This is a genomic window from Paenibacillus sp. JZ16 (genome assembly GCF_015326965.1).
Lineage (GTDB): Bacteria > Bacillota > Bacilli > Paenibacillales > Paenibacillaceae > Paenibacillus_AQ.
The window spans coordinates 7,150,729-7,171,615 of sequence record NZ_CP017659.1 but is presented as its reverse complement, the minus strand read 5'-3'; the positions used below and the strand labels follow the sequence as shown (position 1 = coordinate 7,171,615).

Annotated in this window: 22 protein-coding genes; 2 read left to right on the top strand and 20 right to left on the bottom strand. The window is 49.0% G+C overall.

What is annotated here, in order from left to right; all coding sequences use genetic code 11:
* Positions 1-6: 6 nt before the first annotated feature.
* From BJP58_RS32230 to metH, 9 genes are all read right to left on the bottom strand, one after another.
* Positions 7-1,083 (bottom strand): SAM-dependent methyltransferase, encoded by a 1,077-nt coding sequence (locus BJP58_RS32230; protein WP_194542064.1) that lies wholly within the window; start codon positions 1,081-1,083, stop codon positions 7-9.
* Between the two features lie 5 nt (positions 1,084-1,088).
* Positions 1,089-1,862 (bottom strand): ABC transporter ATP-binding protein, encoded by a 774-nt coding sequence (locus BJP58_RS32225; RefSeq protein ID WP_194542063.1) that lies wholly within the window; start codon positions 1,860-1,862, stop codon positions 1,089-1,091.
* Positions 1,859-2,206 carry a thioredoxin family protein gene (locus BJP58_RS32220; RefSeq protein ID WP_194542062.1) on the bottom strand — a complete coding sequence of 116 codons (348 nt, stop codon included), beginning with the start codon at positions 2,204-2,206 and terminating at the stop codon, positions 1,859-1,861. Before BJP58_RS32220 ends, BJP58_RS32225 begins: the two co-directional genes overlap by 4 nt.
* Complete coding sequence (locus BJP58_RS32215) at positions 2,203-2,541, bottom strand: cyclic-phosphate processing receiver domain-containing protein (protein ID WP_194542061.1); 339 nt, start codon at positions 2,539-2,541, stop codon at positions 2,203-2,205. Before BJP58_RS32215 ends, BJP58_RS32220 begins: the two co-directional genes overlap by 4 nt.
* A 17-nt stretch (positions 2,542-2,558) precedes the next feature.
* A complete protein-coding gene (locus tag BJP58_RS32210; RefSeq protein ID WP_194542060.1) occupies positions 2,559-3,407 on the bottom strand; it encodes a deoxyribonuclease IV in 849 nt (282 codons plus the stop codon).
* Positions 3,397-4,215, bottom strand: a complete 819-nt coding sequence (mutM, locus tag BJP58_RS32205) for a DNA-formamidopyrimidine glycosylase (RefSeq protein ID WP_194545137.1) — start codon at positions 4,213-4,215, stop codon at positions 3,397-3,399. The genes BJP58_RS32210 and mutM overlap by 11 nt, the downstream gene beginning before the upstream one ends.
* A gap of 53 nt (positions 4,216-4,268) precedes the next feature.
* On the bottom strand, positions 4,269-5,063 hold the full coding sequence (locus BJP58_RS32200; protein ID WP_194542059.1) for a TIGR01457 family HAD-type hydrolase: 795 nt from the start codon (positions 5,061-5,063) through the stop codon (positions 4,269-4,271).
* Between the two features lie 373 nt (positions 5,064-5,436).
* Positions 5,437-6,366, bottom strand: a complete 930-nt coding sequence (gene rnz / locus BJP58_RS32195) for a ribonuclease Z (protein ID WP_194542058.1) — start codon at positions 6,364-6,366, stop codon at positions 5,437-5,439.
* 86 nt (positions 6,367-6,452) lie between these two features.
* Complete coding sequence (gene metH / locus BJP58_RS32190; protein ID WP_194542057.1) at positions 6,453-9,893, bottom strand: methionine synthase; 3,441 nt, start codon at positions 9,891-9,893, stop codon at positions 6,453-6,455.
* Positions 9,894-10,062: 169 nt separating this feature from the next.
* On the opposite strand from metH, the gene BJP58_RS32185 reads away from it, so the two are divergent.
* On the top strand, positions 10,063-10,599 hold the full coding sequence (locus BJP58_RS32185) for a cupin domain-containing protein (RefSeq protein WP_071218227.1): 537 nt from the start codon (positions 10,063-10,065) through the stop codon (positions 10,597-10,599).
* A gap of 100 nt (positions 10,600-10,699) precedes the next feature.
* Here BJP58_RS32185 and BJP58_RS32180 read toward each other — a convergent pair whose 3' ends face one another.
* From BJP58_RS32180 to BJP58_RS32160, 5 genes are all read right to left on the bottom strand, one after another.
* Positions 10,700-11,104: a FixH family protein gene (locus BJP58_RS32180; RefSeq protein WP_071218228.1), complete on the bottom strand. Its 405-nt coding sequence runs from the start codon at positions 11,102-11,104 to the stop codon at positions 10,700-10,702.
* Between the two features lie 284 nt (positions 11,105-11,388).
* On the bottom strand, positions 11,389-12,180 hold the full coding sequence (locus BJP58_RS32175; RefSeq protein WP_071218229.1) for an HAD family hydrolase: 792 nt from the start codon (positions 12,178-12,180) through the stop codon (positions 11,389-11,391).
* 42 nt (positions 12,181-12,222) lie between these two features.
* Entirely contained in the window at positions 12,223-12,747 is a 525-nt protein-coding gene (locus tag BJP58_RS32170) for a hypothetical protein (RefSeq protein WP_071218230.1), read from the bottom strand.
* 161 nt (positions 12,748-12,908) lie between these two features.
* Positions 12,909-13,115: a DUF896 domain-containing protein gene (locus tag BJP58_RS32165; RefSeq protein ID WP_194542056.1), complete on the bottom strand. Its 207-nt coding sequence runs from the start codon at positions 13,113-13,115 to the stop codon at positions 12,909-12,911.
* A 265-nt stretch (positions 13,116-13,380) separates the two neighbouring features.
* Complete coding sequence (locus BJP58_RS32160; RefSeq protein WP_194542055.1) at positions 13,381-13,752, bottom strand: LysM peptidoglycan-binding domain-containing protein; 372 nt, start codon at positions 13,750-13,752, stop codon at positions 13,381-13,383.
* A gap of 175 nt (positions 13,753-13,927) precedes the next feature.
* On the opposite strand from BJP58_RS32160, the gene lexA reads away from it, so the two are divergent.
* Positions 13,928-14,554: a transcriptional repressor LexA gene (gene lexA, locus BJP58_RS32155; RefSeq protein WP_006209658.1), complete on the top strand. Its 627-nt coding sequence runs from the start codon at positions 13,928-13,930 to the stop codon at positions 14,552-14,554.
* An 88-nt stretch (positions 14,555-14,642) separates the two neighbouring features.
* Here lexA and BJP58_RS32150 read toward each other — a convergent pair whose 3' ends face one another.
* The 6 genes from BJP58_RS32150 to hflX all read right to left on the bottom strand — a co-directional run bounded on the left by BJP58_RS32150 (position 14,643) and on the right by hflX (position 20,817).
* A complete protein-coding gene (locus BJP58_RS32150) occupies positions 14,643-15,431 on the bottom strand; it encodes a hypothetical protein (protein WP_194542054.1) in 789 nt (262 codons plus the stop codon).
* On the bottom strand, positions 15,424-15,960 hold the full coding sequence (locus BJP58_RS32145) for an RNA polymerase sigma factor (RefSeq protein ID WP_194542053.1): 537 nt from the start codon (positions 15,958-15,960) through the stop codon (positions 15,424-15,426). The genes BJP58_RS32150 and BJP58_RS32145 overlap by 8 nt, the downstream gene beginning before the upstream one ends.
* A 283-nt stretch (positions 15,961-16,243) precedes the next feature.
* Complete coding sequence (gene glnA, locus BJP58_RS32140) at positions 16,244-17,572, bottom strand: type I glutamate--ammonia ligase (RefSeq protein WP_194542052.1); 1,329 nt, start codon at positions 17,570-17,572, stop codon at positions 16,244-16,246.
* A 60-nt stretch (positions 17,573-17,632) separates the two neighbouring features.
* The gene (locus BJP58_RS32135) at positions 17,633-18,043 is read right to left on the bottom strand and encodes a MerR family transcriptional regulator (protein ID WP_006209652.1); all 411 of its coding nucleotides are present in this window, start codon (positions 18,041-18,043) and stop codon (positions 17,633-17,635) included.
* Positions 18,044-18,125: 82 nt separating this feature from the next.
* Positions 18,126-19,379: a methionine gamma-lyase family protein gene (locus BJP58_RS32130; RefSeq protein ID WP_194542051.1), complete on the bottom strand. Its 1,254-nt coding sequence runs from the start codon at positions 19,377-19,379 to the stop codon at positions 18,126-18,128.
* Positions 19,380-19,524: 145 nt separating this feature from the next.
* Positions 19,525-20,817, bottom strand: a complete 1,293-nt coding sequence (hflX, locus tag BJP58_RS32125; protein ID WP_194542050.1) for a GTPase HflX — start codon at positions 20,815-20,817, stop codon at positions 19,525-19,527.
* Positions 20,818-20,887: the final 70 nt, after the last annotated feature.

Sequence of the window (20,887 nt, the reverse complement as noted above, 5' to 3'; positions counted from 1 at the left end):
AGTTTTTTAATACTTAATCATATAAAGCGTAATCTCGTCCCGATTGTGGAACAGCTGCTTTGCTCCCTGAATCTGCATTCTGGACTCTTCAAACACCGACATGATCTCTTTCACCAGCGCCATCGGTTTCTTAGTCAGCAGCTTAACCGTAATGACAGCAGTGCCGCCCGTCTGAAGACTGTGCAGCAGCCCGGTTACCATTCTGGCCATTAGTTTAGGACTCCAGCTCATATCACACACCAACAGGTCAAACTCAGAATCTCTAAACGATACGTCCGCTGCATTCTTGTGAATCACGCGGAGGTTTTTGTGACCATCGAGGGATGGGTGCATTTTCGCCGGATCAATGGCCGTAACTTGCAGGCCGCGCTCCAATAAAAAGGAGGTCCATCCGCCAGGCGCTGCTCCGATATCGACAGCCTTGCGGAAGGAATCAAACGGAATTCCGAACTGCTTCTCCGCCTCAAGGAGCTTGAATTTGGCTCTTGAGATTTGTCCCTCTTCCCGCTGAAAGCGGACGGCGCCTCCGTTCCAATCCGACAGGTTGTCCTCCGGCCGTGACACGCCCACATACCAGACACTGTCGGCAGCGAATAGTGAAATGATCCACTCCGGTGCCTGTACCGTGTATTCAAGTTCTAGCGCAGCCAAGCGATGCTGTAATTCATCCCGAAGGGCCGCGGGGTTTTCCTTCCACGAGCTGTTCTCCGTCTTTCGGATCTGGATGGATACACGGCTGCGGCCGATTTCCTCCCGCTTCATGACATGCTCAACGACAGCATGCAGTGCATCGTCAGCGGTATCGGCTGTCACCTCCAGATGTACCGGAAACAAATGCCGCAGAAAAATAGGCGGGGAAGACGTAATCAGCCGCTTCGCCTCATCTTCGGAGCTGCCGACTGTCGCCAAAAACACCTCACCCGGTATCATCATCGTGCTCTTTATACTGCCAAACATCCGGCGCAGCTCTTCTTGGGCGTAAGGAGCAAACCCATGGTTTGCCGTACATACCCACTTGCTGTGAAAATCCCGATGACTTTGATTCTGTTCCTCAAGCTCTTGCATAACATTTAATTCATCCAAACGGATTAACCTCCAGAAATAACTTTGATCCAGGGACGTCCGCCATCCCATTCCAGCTGAGCGTCGATATCATAAGTTTGTTTGATAAGTTCATGGTTTAATACGTCTTCTTTTGTTCCCGCACCCGTTAAGCGGCCGTCTTTCATGAGCGCCACATGAGTAAATAAAGGGACAATCTCCTCGATATGATGCGTGACATACACAACCGTAATTTCGCGCTGCCTCAGCTTGTCAATCTCCTGCAGCATCTTCTCCCGTTCATACAAATCCAGGCCCGCACACGGTTCATCCATAATCAGAATCTTCGGATCGGCCATGAGGGAGCGTGCCAGCATTACCTTTTTACGTTCACCTTGTGACAATATTCCGAGAGGCTGCTCCGCCAGATGGCCGAAATTCATTTCGTTCAACAGGGCATGGGCCTGGTTCCTGGCCTCTTCCGGTATGTCTTGGTAGAAGCGCAGAAAGGCGTAAGCCCCTGTTGCCACAACCTCCCAGACCGGGTCGCTCAGCGTCAATTTCTCCAATAACGACTGGCTAATATAGCCGATCGATTTGCGGACCTCACGAACGTCGCATTGTCCGTAAACATGGCCAAGGACCTCCACACGCCCGCTGGAAGGAAACATATATCCTGTCATCATTTCCAGCAGCGTCGTTTTGCCTGATCCGTTCCTGCCCAAGATGGCCCAGTTCTGTCCCGGCTTCATCTTGATACTAACATCATCCAGAATCTGACGGCTCCCTCTGACGAGCGACAAATGCTGTAGCGAAATCATGGCTTCACGCTCCTCACAAAACTCACGATATCCTGCACGGAACCCATCCGGTACAGCACCTCCGGTGCGGGGAGGGGACTCGACTGAATAGCCAGCAATGCAGGAACACTGCGGATTTGATACCGTTCCACAATGTCCGGAAGAAAGTTCACATCGGCTTCGAGCAGCTGTACATCCGGCACCACATGTTCTACAATGTTGATCATCTTACGCGCAGCGGCACATGTGCCGCATAATGGCGTATGCAAAAATACGATGACTGGGTCCGCATTCGCATCCCGTTTCGTCAGGCGCTCGTGCCATTCAAGCCTCTCCGTCAATTCACGCTGCGTTACCTCTATCATCTTGAACCCTGGGCGACTTCCCGCAGAACGGATTCCGGCATCGGTCCATTGTGAACCCGGACGCTTTCCGGCATATGCTCATAGAGCAGCTCATACATTTTTCTTCTGCCAGATGGGCTTGAGGTATGCAAATATATTTCTCGGGCCTGCAGATTTTCGGCGATCATGGCTGCAACCACGTCTCCGCCGTTCATTTGGCCATGTCCCAATTCAAAGTCAAGGGACAGAACATCCACTTCACATTCACGGAGCATCAGCAAACACTCTTCCCCGCTTCGTGCCAGCGCAAATCCTTTCGGATTGGGGCGCCAGTCGTCTAAATACAGATGAATCATATTACTCTCTCCCTTAATCAGGACCAGGACAGCACCTTGGCGATGTCTTCCCTATGCGTGCCGTCAGCCCCTTTTTCACTTTCCAGGACAAATGCCTTGCCTGCAAGTTCCGGTGCCAGAACCAGACGTTTCAGCGCTTCTGTTCCTATCATACCTTGTCCGATGCGGGCGTGGCGATCTTTTCTTGAACCGGCCCCATATTTCGAATCGTTCAAATGAACGGCAACGGCAGATTCCCAATAGCCCAGCGATTTGCCCCTGGCAAGGAGCTCATCCGTATTCGAAATATCCCAACCTCCGGCGGCAAACAAATGGCAGGTATCCAGGCAAAAGCCTATTTTCTCCGGATAATCAGCAAGCTGTCTGACCTTCACGCTCTCTTCAAGCGTCATCCCCATAGATCCATGATCCCCCGCCTGATTCTCGATCAGCAGCTTAGCCCTTCCCGTCCAGGAAGACAACACATCATTCATGCAGCGGATAATATTCTGATACCCTTCAAGGATATCCTGGCTCTTGAGATGCCCAAAATGAACCACGATACCCAGCGATCCGCAAGCCTCGGCAATCATGAGATCATTCTTCAGGGAATCTACCGTCAACTGGTAAAACGCTTCGCCCCGGGTTAAGCCAACCGCCATATTCGTCGGATATGGGGTGTGCGCGATCGAAACGAGTCCTTGTTCCTGACAAAACTTGGAGCAGGCGGCGGCATTGCGAACGTCCGGCATCTTTAAGTGAAGACTGCGCGGATTTTTCGGGAAATACTGATAGGCTAGTGAACCGATCCCGGCTGCATGCTGGGCTGCTGCGAGAAATCCGCCCCGTGTGCTGACATGGCTCCCAATTCGGACTTTAGGCTTCATGCTGACAGTTCGGACAAAAGAACACTTTGCGCGAGGTATGCTCCATCTTCACGATCGGCGTACCGCAGCGAACACAAGGCTCTCCTTCGCGATCATACACCTTGCACTCGTCATTGTAAGCCCCTGTCAGGGTATCCCCTTCCTGAAACGGCATTTCCATATATCCGCCGCCATCCGTCGCCTCGCGCATCACTTTAACGGTACTCTCGTATAACTGCTCTAAAGACTGCTCCGATAAATCCTGGATTTTGGACAGCGGGTGAATGCGGGCATCAAAGGCAATCTCATCCGCATAACAGTTGCCGATCCCGGCGACAACCTGCTGATTGACCAGCGTAGTTTTTAAAGCGCCCCGCCGTTTTCCAATCCGTTCGACAAAGCGCGCTTTGGTCATTCGCCGATCCAGAAGTTCAGGACCAAGCTCTTTAAGCGCATTTTCCGTCTCTCTGGCTGTCAGGAAATGCAAGTAACCCAGACGCAGTCCGATAAAGTACAGCACCTGATCGCCAAAGGTGATCTCGACCTGGGTCGACCTTGATGGACGCTCCTCATCTTTATGCCCCAAATACAAAATGCCGCCCAGCATAAGGTGAAGCAGCAGTCTGCCTCCGTTATGCAAATGGAATATGAGGTGCTTGCCTCTACGTTCCACAAAAATGACCTTGCTTCCCTTTAACACGGAAGTAAACTCATCAACGGTCACATTCAGTGATTTTTCACGGTTCACGACGACATTTGTAATCGGCACATTCAAAATGCTCTGCGATAACAATCTTCGGTAATTTTCCATTTCCGGCAGTTCCGGCATCATTCATCTTCCCTTTCGTCAATCACAAAAGTTTACATGTACACTCTCACTCATTATGAACACAGCAGATCTTTCACTTCGCTTAAATCCCGGCAGATAAAATCCGGTGTGACACCCGTGGCTTCCATATGGGCCTCCATATTGAGATCGGTCGTGATTCCGGTCATAACGAGCACCGTCTTACAGCCGGCATGCGCGCCAGCCGCGATATCCGTACGTATATTATCTCCGATTACATAAGTGTCCTCCGGAGCCAAACCAAGGCGATCCGAAGCAAATTTCATTAATATCGAGGACGGCTTTCCGATGACCGTCGGTTTCACTCCGGAAGCAGCTTCGATCGCAGCGCCGAGCGATCCTGCACCGGGCATCAAGCCGGTATCCGATGGAAGCTGCAAGTCCGGATTGGTCAATATCGACGCGGCTCCCTCCTGAATCCAGCGAACGGCACGGGTTAACTTCTCGTAATGGAACGAGCGGTCGATTCCTTGAATGACATATTCAGGGGACTGCTCCACGATGTTCAGACCTGCGGACAAGAGCGCTTCACGGAGCCCCTCTTCGCCAAGCATTGCCACTCTGGCACCCGGCGACTCCTCAGCGATATATTTAGCAGCAGCCAAGGAGGAGGTGCATACTTCCTCCGGCAAGGCGGGTATTCCCATCTCCATCAGATGCGCCGCCACTTGCTCCGGTGTTCGTGATGAATTATTCGTTACATACAGAAATGGAATCTGCAATTCCTTCAGCCGCTCGATGAGAAGGTCTGCCCCCTCAATCCGATAACGGCCATGATACAGCGTTCCATCCAGGTCAATCAGCAATCCTTTTGGTTTTGGTTTTTCCATGAATTGATAGCACCTTCTTTATTTCTTTCCTTCACGCCATAAATGATTCATTGATTAAAGTATTAGCGTTCTCGGCATCGCCGTGTCGTTACTCATCGTCATATTTCAAAATAAATATGTATAACCATGGTTCATAATCTGAGCAGATGTTTCCTAACGTAGAAACCCCGGTTAGTATTATTGTAAAGAAGGCTACTTCCGGTTGCAAGGTTCGTGGACAGCTCTTCAGTCCGGCGGCTGAATAGTCGAAAGAGATCGAAGACTGTGTCCAAGGGTTAGTGATTATGAACCGCTTTGTCATTTCCTGCGCTTTCCCGGAAAATAATTCACTCAATCACTCGATATTTCCCTGTAAATAACAGCGGTGTTCTGCTCATGATTTGCGCTGGATGGGGTACAGGCCAAAATCCTCTGCCAAGCGTGTATTCGCAAAAATCTCCTGCGCTTCCTTGAGCAGCGGCTGCAAATGCTCTATATCCTTATAACGGGAGCTGAAATGGGTCAGGAATAACGATCTTGCTTCAGCCCGTTTCGCTGCTTCTGCCGCCTGTTTAGCCGTACTATGATAGTATTCGTGCGCGAGTTCAGACAGATCCTCCATGAAAGTGGCTTCATGAACCAACAGATCGGCACCTTTGGCCAGAGTATCCACCCCAGGGCATGGCCTTGTATCCCCGAGAATCGTGACCACTCTCCCTTTTTTCGGTGTCAGGAGCACATCTGAGGCATGAATCCATCGTCCGTCGCCGAGTTCCACGCTTTCCCCTCGTTTCAGCTTGCCATAAAGCGGTCCTGGCTTGAGTCCATAATCCGCCAACCGTTTCAGGTCCAGACTGCCGGGAAGATCCTTCTCCACGATACGGTATCCATAACTCTCGGCCCTGTGATCCAGCTTTGCCGATTCCACGAGGAAGTGATCGTCCTCAAACAACATGCCCCCGGTATGCTCAATGACCTCCATCGTATAGGGTACGCGCGATTGGCTGATGCTCAGCGTAGTATCAATGAATGTCTTTATACCTGGGGGACCGTATATCGTCAGGGGTGAAGTTACCCCTTGGGCACCTCGGCTGGACAGCAAACCTGGCAACCCGAACACATGATCACCATGCATATGGGTAATAAATACCTTCTCAAGCTTGGACAGCTTGAGCGGGGATTTCAATATTTGATGCTGCGTGCCTTCTCCACAATCAAACAGCCACAGACTTCTTCGCTCTTCCAGCAAACGCAGTGCAATCGAGGTCACGTTACGCTGCAGCGTAGGAACCCCCGCATTTGTCCCTAAAAAATAGAGTTCCATCCCTCTTCTCCCCTTTCGGTTGTAAACCGGAGAAATCCCCCGAAACATTCGGAGGATTTCAAACCGGCTGTACCGGTATTCAAATGTTAAGCTTTATCCACGTTAAAATAATGAGCCTCCGGGTGGCTGAAGACCATAGCGGATACCGATGCCTCCGGTTCCATCATGAAACCTTCGGTAAGATGAACGCCGATATCCTCCGGCTGCATCAATTTAAATAACGGTTCCTGATCCTCCAGATCCGGACAGGCCGGATATCCGAAGGATACGCGAATGCCTTGGTATCTCGCACCCAAGCGCTGTTTCATTGTCATGTCTGCCGGATCGGGGTATCCCCAAGTATCCCGCATCATATGGTGAATCCGCTCCGCCAGCCCTTCTGCCGTTTCCAGCGCGACCGATTGAAGTGCATGGGAGCGCAAATAGTCACCCTTGTCCTTCCATTCCCCGGACAATTTTCCGACGCCGTGACCGGCCGTAACGACAAGGAATCCAACGTAATCCATAACCCCGCTGTCTACGGATTTCAGGAAATCCGCCAAGCACAGGTACGGCTCAACCTGCTGTCTCGGAAACGTAAAGGTATGCAATACTTTTGTTGTATCTTTTGGATCGTATATGAGAATGTCATTTCCTCTAGACTGTGCCGGGAAGAAACGGTACATCGCATGCGCCTGTATGATCCCCGATTGAACGGCCTCTTCCAGAATGCCATCAACGGTTTCCTTAAGCGATACCGCCTTGGGATCCTTGGCTTTAAGCAGCTGTTCCACTGAACCTTTCAGACCTAAATGATGTCCTAACAGCATCTGCATGTTGATATATGGCAGAATATGCGAAATCGGATAATTTCGGAGCACATGCCGCTCCATATCCGGTGGTAAATATACAGGAGCATCGGTCGAAATTTTGGAGCGCAGTCCTTCTGACAGCTTCGGCATTACTTTAACCACTTGCGGAGCCGCAGCATCGGCTTCCTGCTCTGCCTTGATCTCTTCCGCGATTCTCGTCCGCTGGACCGGATCGCTGAGCTGGTTGGCCAACGCAAGACCATCCATTGCGTCCTTCGCGTAAAGCACCATGCCGTCATACTCGGGACGAATGCGGGTCTTCGTGAATTTTCGTGTAAGAGCCGCCCCGCCTACCATGATCGGAACGCTAATGCCCGCGTTCTTCAAATCCTGGGCGGTGGATACCATCTGTTGGGCTGACTTCACGAGCAATCCGGACAAGCCGATAGCATCGGGCTGTTCGCGGCGGTATGCCTCGATAATTTGCTCTGGTGGTACTTTTATACCCAAATTAATGATTTGGTAACCATTGTTGGATAAGATGATCTCCACCAGGTTTTTACCGATATCATGCACGTCCCCCTTCACGGTGGCAAGCATGATTTTCCCTTTGACCGACGACTCGTTTTTCTCCATAAAGGATTCGAGATACGCCACGGAGGCTTTCATCACTTCGGCGCTTTGCAGCACCTCCGCGACAATCAGTTCGTTGTTGTTGAACAAACGTCCAACCTCGGTCATCCCGGCCATCAGAGGTCCATTAATGATCTCCAGCGCGCCGTATTTGGTTAATGCTTCATCTAGATCCGGAATGAGGCCTTCCTTGGAACCTTCCACCACATAGGATGCAAGTCGCTCCTCAAGCGTCAGGTTGGATACCTTAACCTTCTTCTCTACCTTCTTATCCCGGAAAGCCGCGACAAAAGCCGCCAGCGTCTCATCATTGGTTCTGTAAATCAGGTCCTCGGCTAGACGACGCTCTTCTTCAGGGATCGAGGCATAACGCTCCAGCTTCTCCGTATTCACGATCGCGTAGTCCAATCCGGCCTTCGTACATTCGTACAGATAAACGGAGTTCAAGACTTCACGACCCGCTTCCGGCAATCCAAAGGAAACGTTGCTGATGCCGAGAATGGTATGCACTTTTGGCATGGCTTCTTTAATTATGCGGATGCCTTCAATCGTTTCCTTGGCTGATCCGATATACTGCTCGTCCCCCGTACCTACCGGGAATACAAGTGTGTCGAAAATAATGTCCTCTGGCGAGACCCCATATTTGTTCACCAACAGATCATATGAACGCTGGGCCACCTTGAGCTTGTCATCGCGATGGATTGCCTGACCGGTCTCATCAATAGTTCCAACAACAACCGCGGCACCGTATTTATGCACCAACGGGATCACATGCTCAAATTTCTCTTCACCGTCTTCAAGGTTAATGGAGTTAATAATCGCTTTCCCTTGCGAATATTGCAGCGCCAAGTCAATTACTGCCGGATCCGTCGTATCGATCATAAGCGGCACTTTAACCTTTTTAACTACGAGCTCCAGGAACTTAATCATATCTTCCGATTCTTCACGATCCGGATCCTGTACGCACACATCAATGACATGTGCGCCATTCTTAACCTGTGCACGGGCGATCTCGGAGGCTTCCTCGTATTTACCTTCTACGATTAAACGCTTAAACTTTCTGGAACCCAGAACATTCGTTCTCTCCCCTACCATATACGGTCGGTTTTCCTGCTCGATATATACCGGCTCGATACCGGATAATGCCGGCAAATGTCCACCATCCAGCGGTCGTGGGGAGAAGCCATCCATCGTTTGTTTTAATGCGCGAATATGGTCCGGTGTTGTCCCACAGCAACCGCCGGCAATGTTAAGCCAGCCTTTTTCAGCAAAAGCCCCCATCTTTTGAGCCAACGATTCAGGAGATTCGTGGTACTGCCCATTCTCGTCCGGGAGACCCGCGTTAGGATAACAGCTGATCGCGCTTCTGGACATTTCGGATAAGGAGCGAATATGGTCACGCATGAATTCCGGGCCAGTCGCACAGTTTAGGCCAATGGATACGGGATTCAGATGTTCTAATGAAATGTAGAAAGCTTCAATATTTTGTCCGGCCAGCGTCGTGCCCATCGGCTCAATCGTTCCGGATATCATGATTGGAAGCGTGACGCCCGTTTTATCAAACGCTTGGCGAATCCCAATGCTCCCGGCTTTCACGTTTAATGTATCCTGCGATGTTTCGAGCAAAAGCGCATCAACCCCGCCTTCAATCAAGGCAACGGCTTGCTCCTCGTAGCTCTCGATCAATTCGGCAAAGGTCACACCGCCGGTAACCGATAGCGTCTTGGTTGTCGGACCCATCGCTCCGACCACATAGCGCGGGCTGTCCGGCGTGGAATATTTTTCAACCGCTGCACGGGCCAAATGAGCCGCTTTCAGGTTAATTTCTCGGGCAAGTTCAGGTATATCGTATTCAGCAAGCACAACCGAGGTTGCGCCAAACGTATTGGTTTCAATCAGGTCGGCACCTGCTTCAAGATATTGTTCATGTATTTTCTGAATGACATCCGGCCGATGAATGACCAGCATTTCATTGCAGCCATCAAGGTCCGGACCGCCAAAATCTTCAGCTGAGAGGTCCTCCTGCTGGATCATTGTGCCCATGGCACCATCAAGAATTAATATTCGTTCTTTAAGTACTTCTTGTAAGCTAGGCTTGTTCAACTCATAAACCTCCCCCGAAAACGTTAAATCTTAGTGTATCAGAATATTTTTCAATAGAAAAGCCGAAATATTGCGTTGCAATGGGTACAAATCCACATTTGCAGATGACAAATGCTGTGAGGGGGGCTATAATACATATTAATCCAACGGGAGAAAGAGGGTTAAAGCTATGGCAGAGATTGTGATTCGCAACACGAACGAACGCATTACTGGGGAAGAGAATGTTCGGGAATTCCTGAATAACCAAGAGGTTGTTTACGAGCACTGGAATATGGAAAAACTCCCGGCAGCGCTTCAAGAAAATTTCAAGCTGAGTGATGACGATAAGAAGCGCATTTTGGACATCTTTGATGAAGAAATTCGTGACTTGGCTGCAAGACGCGGCTACAAAATCTGGGATGTCATCACACTATCCGAGTCCACGCCTAATATAGAGGACCTGCTGAAAAAATTCGAAGAGGTTCACACCCACTCGGAAGACGAAATCCGTGCGATTGTCGGCGGAAAAGGAATCTTCATTATTAAGGGCTCCGACGATGTCGGTTATTTTAATGTAGAGCTTGAGCCAGGCGATGTCATTTCCGTACCGGAAAACACGCCTCACTTCTTCACATTGATGGAGAACAAGCAAATCATCGCCGTTCGTCTTTTCATTGAGGAGAACGGGTGGGTAGCCACACCGGTAGAAGATCCTCAATTCCAATAAGCCCTAAGGCTCATGGAAGCTGATTGAACAGGAAAATGAAATAAGGCAGCGCAACAATCCGCTTCCCGGATCATGCGCTGCCTTATTTATTAACGATGCGTTACTCTGTTACCTTCAGTTCCTTTAACGGCATGGAATGTTGTCCTCTCGCCGTGACATGTGAAACAATCCGATAGGTTCCTGCCTCATCGAAGGTTTTCTCCATTTTGTATACCCCGCCTTGATCATGCTTAACCGGGACCTTCGCCTGAACGCCGCCGCCTTCCAGCGTGACTTCAAATTCCACAGCGTTCGCATCTTCCACCGGACTTCCGGCTTGCGTCACCTTCGCTTCGATCAGTACCTTCTCGCCAGCCTTAATGCTCTCCGGCGTCAGAGACAGCTCGACGATGATGGGTTCGGCCATCACATCGTCACCGGATTCTGCCTTGCTGTCATTGCATGCGGCAAGCGCAACTGCCATCAGCACCATAGCTGCAATTAGGGCCATTTTTTTTCGGGTCATGCTCTACACCTCTTTTACAAAATAGGGCTATGTATTGGTTCATTCACGTAATGGTCATTTCCAAACCTCGTTAAGTTACCTATTCCATTATATCTCATTATTCTGTTACTTCTATCTCATGCAGCTTACAATTGTGTGACGTTTATCATAGCCAGCTGCAAGGTTGAAGTCCGATCGTATAACCAACAAAAAAACAGCCGATAACCGCAGAATTCTGCAGTTATGGCTGTTCCTATGTACAGTAGAATACCAAGTATACAGGTGTAAGCTCTTTATTGCATGGTTTATAGGGATGCTACGATGGCATGCAGCTCCGATAAATGTTTGATCTCAAACTTCGGTTGAATGGAAGGATCATGAGGTCGGTTTACCCGATTGATCCAAACGGTATGCAGTCCAGCCGCATTTCCGCCTTTAATGTCTGTGGTCAGCTTATCTCCTACCATCACGGCCTGATCCGCCTCGACACCTAACAAGTCGAGTGCATGCTGGAAGATGGAAACATCCGGCTTTCCTCTGCCAAAATCGCCAGATATGATGATATGATCAAAATAAGGAACCAGTTCTGGAACACCGTCCAGCTTCTCCTGCTGCAGATCCGGGCTTCCGTTCGTAAGAAGCAGCAGCTTTACATTCCCCTGCAGTTCCTTCAGAACTTCAAACGTTTCTTCATATACGTATGGTCTTGTTCTGCGTTCAGCAGCGAATTGTTCGGCCAACGTCTGGGCCAAGGTTTCATTATCAACGCCCAGGCGCTGAAGTCCGCGCCGCCATGATTCCTTGCGGTATACGGGTGCCAGCTCCTGCAGCTGTCTGAATTCAGGCTGTGATCCAGCCGTAAAATTAGCCCACAAGCCTTCAAAAGGGTTAATTCCGATCATTTTGGTAAAAGCAAAGGTATCATAGGATTCATATAATGCTCTCGCTTCTTCCCGTACTGCGGCCAACAGTGCTTTGGCATCAACGCCGGTCTCGTCCGCTCCGGCCTGGCAAGTCACTTCAAACGCTTCTTCCACACTACGTTCATCCCACAACAACGTATCGTCCAAATCAAACAAAACCGCAGCTATCGGCATGTCTCTCCCACTCCTCATATACACTGTGATCTATTTTATTTGTTAATTATGCTCCACTGGAATTTGATGAGTCTTTGCGAACTCTTCCAATCTTTCGCCCATCGCTTTCGTATCATAAAGATTCATCATGCGCGAGAATACCCAGTTGCCTGCTTTTCCCTTGCCTTGAATCACAACAGAGCCCGAAGCCAATTTGATTTTCTCGATATCGGATACAGCCAAACGACGTTCCCGATTGAACTTCATCGTGGATACGGAAGCACGCTCAATCTTCAAGTAAGGCTTGCGTAAGAAAATCATAAGCGCCAACAGAATATACAAGCTGACACCAACCCAATTCAACACGTCATTGCTTCCACCGGCTGCCTGTGACGTCGCCGTTCCGAGAAGCGCATACAAACCAGCCAATGCAACAAGCACTAACGGAAGTACATACTTACGTCCTTTAAACACGTCATGCTTATCATTAACGGCAGAGCCTTGGTACGAGGTCAGCCCCTGCTTCTTACGCTGCTTGTTGAGCTGTGACATATTTTTGTTGACTTTTCTTTCCCATGATCGTGACATATGGTTCCCCCTGGACTCAATTTCAAAATATTACCAATCCATATAAACTTGGGGTTACCGTATTCGATTCCCACGAATAATCGGCACCCCAAGTATTATAATTCTATCCTTCTATCTGGTCCCTGAATCCACTGTTGTAGATCCAGATGCCAGTTCATCGACTAATGCTTTAATCGCGGGCCGCCTTTTTGTTCATTTTCATCAACCCATTCGATCGATTCCAGCTGTTGTCTAAAGTTACTGCGAATATTGTTAAGGTATATTTCCCGAAGCTCAGCCCGTTCTTTGAGCTCTTCCGCGGTCAATCCCTCACTCTTCTGTTTTCTTGCTAGTACATTGATGCGTTCAACCAAAGTATCGATGTCCATGACTTCTCCTCCAATTCCGATATCATGTATAACTTAAACATGTGAAAAAGAGCTTGTCAAGGCAACAGCGCCCTTACAAACTCTTATTAAGAACAAATATGAACATATGATGCCTATATATGGGCTCCTCATTGTTAAGAAATCAATACTCGTCTATTATAAACACGCTTATACTGCGTGAAATCACATCGTCAGGCAAGACTACAAATATGAAGCGAGAAGTTGAGACATATATAAGGAAAGAGCCTCTCGTAGTATCATCCCATTACCAGACTGGTAAAGACAACACCTCTCCGGCCTGTATATCCGGACCTTTCAATCCGTTCATTCTTCGGATGCTATCCAGATATACTCGTGTATCCATATCTGCCGGTTTATGAAGGGAAGCAATCCGCCACAAACTATCACCATATTGAACAATAACCTGCTTCTCCCCAGTAGGCTTGTCCATCCCCCCGGCAAAAACAGAGTATGCCCCTGTCCAAAAAGAAGCTACGATCAACAGGATGAATAAAAGCTTTATAAAAGGAATGGATGCCATTCTGGACTTTAATTGGTGGATCCAAGTCTCCGGGGACTTCATCGTTTGCACTGGAACGTTCTCATAAATGCTGCGGTATGTACTGTATTTCAACATGGAATCATCATCTCCCAAACAAGTGTTCTCTTATGGATTTATATTAACACGAACACTTGTTTGATTCAATACCCAAAAGAACATTTGTTCTATTTTTATTTAGAACTTATGTTTGTACGAACGGAAGTTCTATGTTATAATTTTCCCAAACGTTACTAAATGGGGTTGATACGGCATGTCGAAAATATCCAGCCGCCAGCTGGCGATCTTAGAGTTTATCCGCAACGAAGTTCGTAGCAAGGGTTACCCGCCTTCTGTCCGGGAAATCGGAGAGGCTGTCGGACTAGCTTCCAGTTCAACGGTCCATGGACATCTTGACCGTTTGGAGAAGAAAGGCCTAATTCGCCGTGACCCTACGAAACCAAGAGCAATCGAGCTGCTTGGCCAAGAAGAGTCCGATAGCGCGAATCTGTTTACCCACACCATTGCCAGAGTACCTGTTGTTGGTAAAGTCACTGCAGGTGTTCCTATTACAGCCATGGAGAACATTGAGGATTATTTCCCGCTCCCTCAGCATTATGTAGGAGACGATAAGGTTTTCATGTTGTCGGTTGTCGGTGACAGTATGATCGAAGCTGGGATTCACAGCGGTGACTACGTCATTGTGCGCCAGCAGCAAACTGCAGACAATGGCGACATTGTAGTAGCGATGACAGAGGAAGACGAAGCAACTGTAAAGACCTTCTATAAGGAGAAGGATCATGTACGATTGCAACCGGAGAATCCTACCTACGAGCCACTGCGTCTGAACCATGTTACGATTCTCGGTAAAGTAATCGGACTCTTCCGGGATGTCCACTAATCTCATAGATCTATGAATAAGAGGTTACCTCCCTTAATTGGATGGTAACCTCTTCTTTTTCTAAATAGATCACGAAACTTGATCATAGCTAGTTTGTTTGCTGCATAATGCCTTGTTTAAGATCCAGCCGATACATCCGTATAGGTTTATAATCCGGCGAGCCTTCCCCACCCGGCCCCTCCGTGGACTGCAGAACAAGCTTATTGTCTTTCACCATGGGTGCAGTACCTGGTCTGTAATAGGAAGTATAGGACACCGTTAATTCATCTTGAAACCTGAGCTGCACAGCCTTGCCCGTATCATGCTCCACGGCGAATGCGTAAATTTGTATGGCATGACAGTCTTGATATTGCGGTGCAAGTATAAATACATCCGCATCCTGAAACGGCAATCGAACCATATGGACAGCTGCTGATGTTGGCTGAATAAAAGTAAGATCATCCAGCGTGGTTACTTCATCCGTAACTTCATTATAGCTATACCGTACGATGTAGTTTCCGGTAAACGATTGGTCCGTTTCGATACCGAAGCAGCTAGGAGCCCCCAGTGTCGTGATTTTTTCCTTTTCCACAGCAACCACACTGAGCCTTCCCTGATCTGTAAAGCCTTGCGCCCGAATTGTCTCCTCGTTATGTGGTGGTACATCCCCAGCTCTCTGTTGTTCTTCAACGTCAAAAGGCAGCTGTATGGCAAGTAACATAACCAGAAGCAGCAGCACGCCTATAAAGCCAACTTGTAGATACTTTCGGCGCTTAGGCCTACCTTCGTCACGGATCACGGACATCTGGACGTTTTTTTTCATTTCAGCCGTAAATTTTTCATTTGGAAAAGGTCCCTTTGAAGCCCGGGAATACCAGTCTGGTTTATCCTCATTCATCGCCATTCTCCTTTAACAGGTTCTGCACTTTTTTCCTTGCCCGATACAGTCTGGATTTTACGGTACCCGCCGCTAGGTTAAGGAACTCCGCAATCTGATTGATTGACATCTCATAGTAAAGGTCCAAGATGAGCACCTCCCTAAACTTCCTGGGTAAAGTCATAATCATGGCCCATATTTCATCCGTGTACTGCCCGTCCAGATACTCCAGTTCCGCGGACCGACTTGACGCATCGATGTGCAGTCTGTCCTTAAGGGTCACTTTCCGAAAGAAAAAAGCCTTTTTGTACCGGAACGCGGTATGTCGTGTGATCGTGAGCAGCCACGTTTTTAACGACGCCTGACCGCGAAATGTATGTATGCCAAAATAAGCTTTAATAAACACATCTTGAGCAATATCGTCTGCCAGTGCTTGCTGTTTGGTCAGAAAATAAGCGTAATTCCAGATATCATTTCCGTACAAGTTCATGATTTTATCCAGTGTCTGTGTGTCCATCACCGTCATCTGCTTCAAGTATTCCAGCTCCAACCGATTCACCTCATCTAATTAGAGTCATGGAGGTCAGCAAAGGTTCCCCTCTTCCGAAAAAAACAAAAAAAAGAATCTCCCCTTATAGAGGGTGATTCTGTAGTAGTTGCATTCTATGAACGATTCTCCATAACCATAAGTCAAAATGATGACTATTATTAATGAGCTACCCATTCTAAAATAGGGGCATTTTGGGGGTGAAACAAGAATAACTATCATTCCACCACCATCTGCCCCCAAAAACAAAAAACCCTCACGCCTTACGGCGCAAGGGATTCCTCTATTAATACATCGTAATGTACTGATCGCGTTCCCATTGGTGAACTTGCGTGCGGTACATGTCCCATTCGATTTCTTTCAGCTCATAGAAGTGAGCCAACGCATGATCACCGAGTGCATCGGAGATGACTTCGCTGCGGATCAACTCGTTGAGCGCTTCCTTCAGGTTTGCAGGCAAGCTAGGGATGCCTTCCTCAATGCGCTCTTCTTCCGTCATCACGTAGATGTTACGGTCAATTGGAGCCGGGAGCGACAGCTCGCGCTTAACGCCGTCCAAGCCTGCTTTCAGCATGACAGCCAGAGCCAGATAAGGGTTAGCCGCCGGATCCGGGTTACGCACTTCGATGCGCGTGCTGAGACCACGGGACGCAGGAATACGAATCATCGGACTGCGGTTACTTGCAGACCATGCAACGTAGCAAGGTGCTTCGTAACCAGGCACGAGACGCTTGTACGAGTTAACCGTTGGGTTCGTGATCGCGGCAAACGCGCGTGCATGCTTAAGAATACCCGCCATATAGTGCCGAGCCGTTACGCTCAAGCCAAGCTCATCACTCTCGTCGACAAACGCGTTCTCTCCGCCTTTGAAGAGCGATTGGTTACAGTGCATGCCGGAGCCGTTCACACCGAATAGCGGTTTTGGCATAAATGTTGCAATCAGTCCATGCTGACGAGCGATCGTCTTCACTACCAATTTAAACGTTTGAATCTGGTCAGCTGCTTTAATCGCATCTGCATATTTGAAATCGATTTCGTGCTGGCCGGGAGCAACCTCATGGTGAGAAGCTTCGATTTCGAAGCCCATCTCTTCCAGTGTCAATACGATATCGCGGCGGCAGTTCTCGCCAAGATCCGTAGGCGCGAGGTCAAAGTATCCACCTTGGTCATTGAGCTCCATGGTCGGGTTGCCTTTTTCATCGGTTTTGAACAGGAAGAATTCAGGCTCCGGACCGACATTCATGGAAGTGAAGCCCATCTCTTCGGCTTCTTTCAGCGCTCTCTTCAGAATGCCGCGCGGATCTCCTGCAAACTGTGTGCCGTCAGGCATGTAGACATCACAGATCAGACGTGCAACGCGATCCTCGGATACCCAAGGGAAAATCATGAAGGTATCCAGGTCCGGGTACAGGTACATATCGGATTCTTCGATCCGTACATAACCTTCGATGGATGAACCGTCGAACATCATTTTATTATCAAGCGCTTTAGGCAGCTGGCTGACAGGAATTTCAACGTTTTTAATCGTTCCAAGCAAATCTGTAAATTGCAAGCGGATAAATCGAACATTTTCTTCTTTGGCAATGCGTAGAATGTCCTCTCTGGTATAACTCACTTTATCCTCTCCTTTTTAAATAAAAACTAGATTGAATGATGAATTACAGCATGGCAATCCTTATTTATTAAAAAACCGGGATAATTCCCCTTGAATCAATGAAACCTGACCCGGTCTTTTAGCGGTAATCAATTCCTGCTTCAGCAAACGTCGCAACTGGGACTCAGACATCTCACGGCGTCTGTTCTCGGTATCAGGAGTAATGACGGTAGCCTCTTCTGACTCCTTCGTGACAGGGTTCATTACTTGCTTAATGCCGGCGATATTAACACCTTTTTCAATCAAAGCCTTAATCTCTAGCAGTCGCTCCACATCATTGAAGGAAAACAGGCGTTGGTTGCCCGACGTACGGGCTGGGACAATTAAGTTATGCTGCTCATAATAGCGAATTTGTCTGGCAGATAGATCCGTAAGCTTCATAACAATGCCTATCGGAAATAACGCCATATTCCTCCGAATCTCATCACCCATATCTCATCAACCTTCCAAGTGGTCTATTCTGATCCTATTGTACATTTCCTGATCAACCACGTCAACCGCATGTAAGGATAACTCACAACAATTTACGATCTTTCATGCTTTGGAGGGCCATAAGCACACCATATTTAACATGGGAGTAGGTTAAGCCGCCTTGCATATAACCGATATAAGGTGATCGGATCGGCGCGTCCGCTGATAATTCGAGGCTTCCTCCCTGAATGAACGTACCTGCCGCCATGATTACGGGATGTTCATACCCAGGCATATCCCAAGGTTCAGGCACCACATGACTATCGACCGCCGCGGCCTGCTGAATCCCTTGAACAAAAGCGATCAGATGATCCGCACCGGTAAACGATACAGCCTGAATCAAATCGGTTCGCTCATCCTGCCAGCCCGGCTTGGTTGTGAATCCTACCGCCTCAAACATCGCAGCAGCATAAATGCTGCCCTTAACCGCTTGTCCAACCGTGGATGGTGCCAGGAATAATCCCTGATAGATCCCTCTGGTCGTTCCCAGCATAGCCCCCACTTCTCGTCCGATGCCGGGAGCAGTCAGCCGATAGGCCGCCTTATCGACATAGGCTGCTTTACCGCATATGTAGCCGCCGGTTTCAGCAATGCCGCCGCCAGGGTTTTTGATAAGCGAACCTGCCATCAGGTCAACGCCCACCTCCGTCGGCTCCAATCGCTCCGTAAACTCGCCGTAACAGTTATCAACGAAAACGATCAAATCCTTGCGTATAGACCTGATCCGGCTGACCATGTCACCAATCTGCGATACCGTGAACGAAGAACGCCAATCATAACCTCGGGAACGCTGGATACCGATCACCTTAGTTGAAGGCGTGATGGCCCTCTCTACCCGCTCCCAATCAATCTCCCCTTGTTCGGTTAGCGCAACCTCCTGATAACCGATTCCGAAATCTCGAAGAGACCCAGTGCCGTCCCCGGGTTCGCCAATCACTTTATGGAGGGTGTCATAGGGACGGCCCGAAATATACAGCAGCTCATCTCCAGGCCTTAACACACCAAACAGTGCTGTTGAGATCGTATGGGTACCGGAAGCAAAATGCGGCCTTACCAGGGCAGATTCGGCTCCAAATACGTCCGCATAGACTTCATCCAGCACTTCACGGCCGCGATCATTGTATGCATACCCGGTGGAAGCCGCAAAATGAAAATCACTCACCTGAAACTTCTGGAAAGCATCGATTACCTTCCACTGATTAAAATCAACAATAGCGTCGATCTCCCGTATACGCTGACCGATTTTGGACTCAATCTCACTGCTCAATTCGAGTATATCTTGCGAAAATCTTGCCATGACTAACTGCTCTCTCCTCTTATACACATGATGTCTCACATCTTAACATATATTTTTGTTGCATAGAACTCATCCACCTCGAGCCGCCCTGAACACGCAATATAAGCCCCTGTACAGGGGCTTATATTGCATTTCCTACCTATGACTAAGATCCATTCTGAACGTAATCATGGAGCAAATAACCCATTTTCTCATAATCCGCTTTATTGATCCGAACCTCATAGAGGATATCATTCTCATCAAAAGACTGCTCCAGCACATCTCCGACACGGTATACAACCGAATTCAGATCTCCGCGGTCAGCCGGAATCCGGAACGTCACGTTCCCTCCGGACAGCTGGTCCTGAATCGCTTCGCGTACCGTTTCCAAATCCTGATCCTCATACGCGCTGATCTTTAATTGTCCATCCCCCGTCGGCAGCATTTCCAGCTGGCCCGGCTCACAAGCATCCTTTTTGTTAAACAGAACGATCTGCGGTTTATCCGCTGCCCCCAGATCCTGGAGGATGGATTGAACGACAGCCATCTGTTCGTCCCGCATAGGCGAAGAAGCATCTACCACATGAAGGATCAGATCGGCTTCGTTGGCTTCTTCCAGCGTCGCACGGAACGCCGCTACCAGATCGTGAGGAAGGTTCTGGATAAATCCTACGGTATCCGTAAGGACGACTTCTTTGCCGCTCGGAAGCTCCAGCACGCGCGAAGTGGGATCCAGCGTAGCAAACAATTGATTTTCAATATATACGTCTGCTGCCGTTAAACGGTTCAACAATGTCGACTTCCCGGCATTGGTATAACCGACGAGAGCAACCTGCACGGCCCCGCTCTTCTTCCGGCGCTCCCGGTGGAGCGTCCGGTGCCGGGTGACTTCATCCAGCTGCCGCTTTAGGTCGCTGATTCTGTCCCGAATATGCCTGCGGTCGGTTTCAAGCTTGCTCTCCCCCGGTCCGCGTGTCCCGATCCCTGCTCCTAGCCTGGACAGGTTCTTGCCATGTCCCGACAACCGCGGGAGCAAATAAGTAAGCTGCGCTAATTCCACCTGGATAATCCCCTCACGGGTCTTCGCCCGCTGAGCGAAAATATCCAGTATCAATTGAGTCCGGTCGATAATTTTTACATCGAGCGTTTCTTCCAGATTCCGAACTTGCGCACCGGATAATTCCTGATCAAATATGGCCGTTGTTGCGCCCAAGCCATCAATGGCCATGCGCAGCTCTTCGACCTTTCCTTTGCCGATAAACCACTTGGAATCCGGAACTTCGCGATTCTGCGTAATGACATCCAGCACCTCCACTCCTGCGGTTTCAGCAAGCTGAACCAACTCCTGGAGCGAGTGTTCCGGGTTTATTCCCGAGCGTTTAACCGCATCCGTCACCAAACTGACCAAAACGGCTTTATCTTCGATCTCTGTCCGGGTATCATGCGTTATATTTGTCATATAGCCAACTCCTTCTAACATTACGTCTCCTAATTTAACTAACCGCTGCTGCCCGCAATAAACATTATGA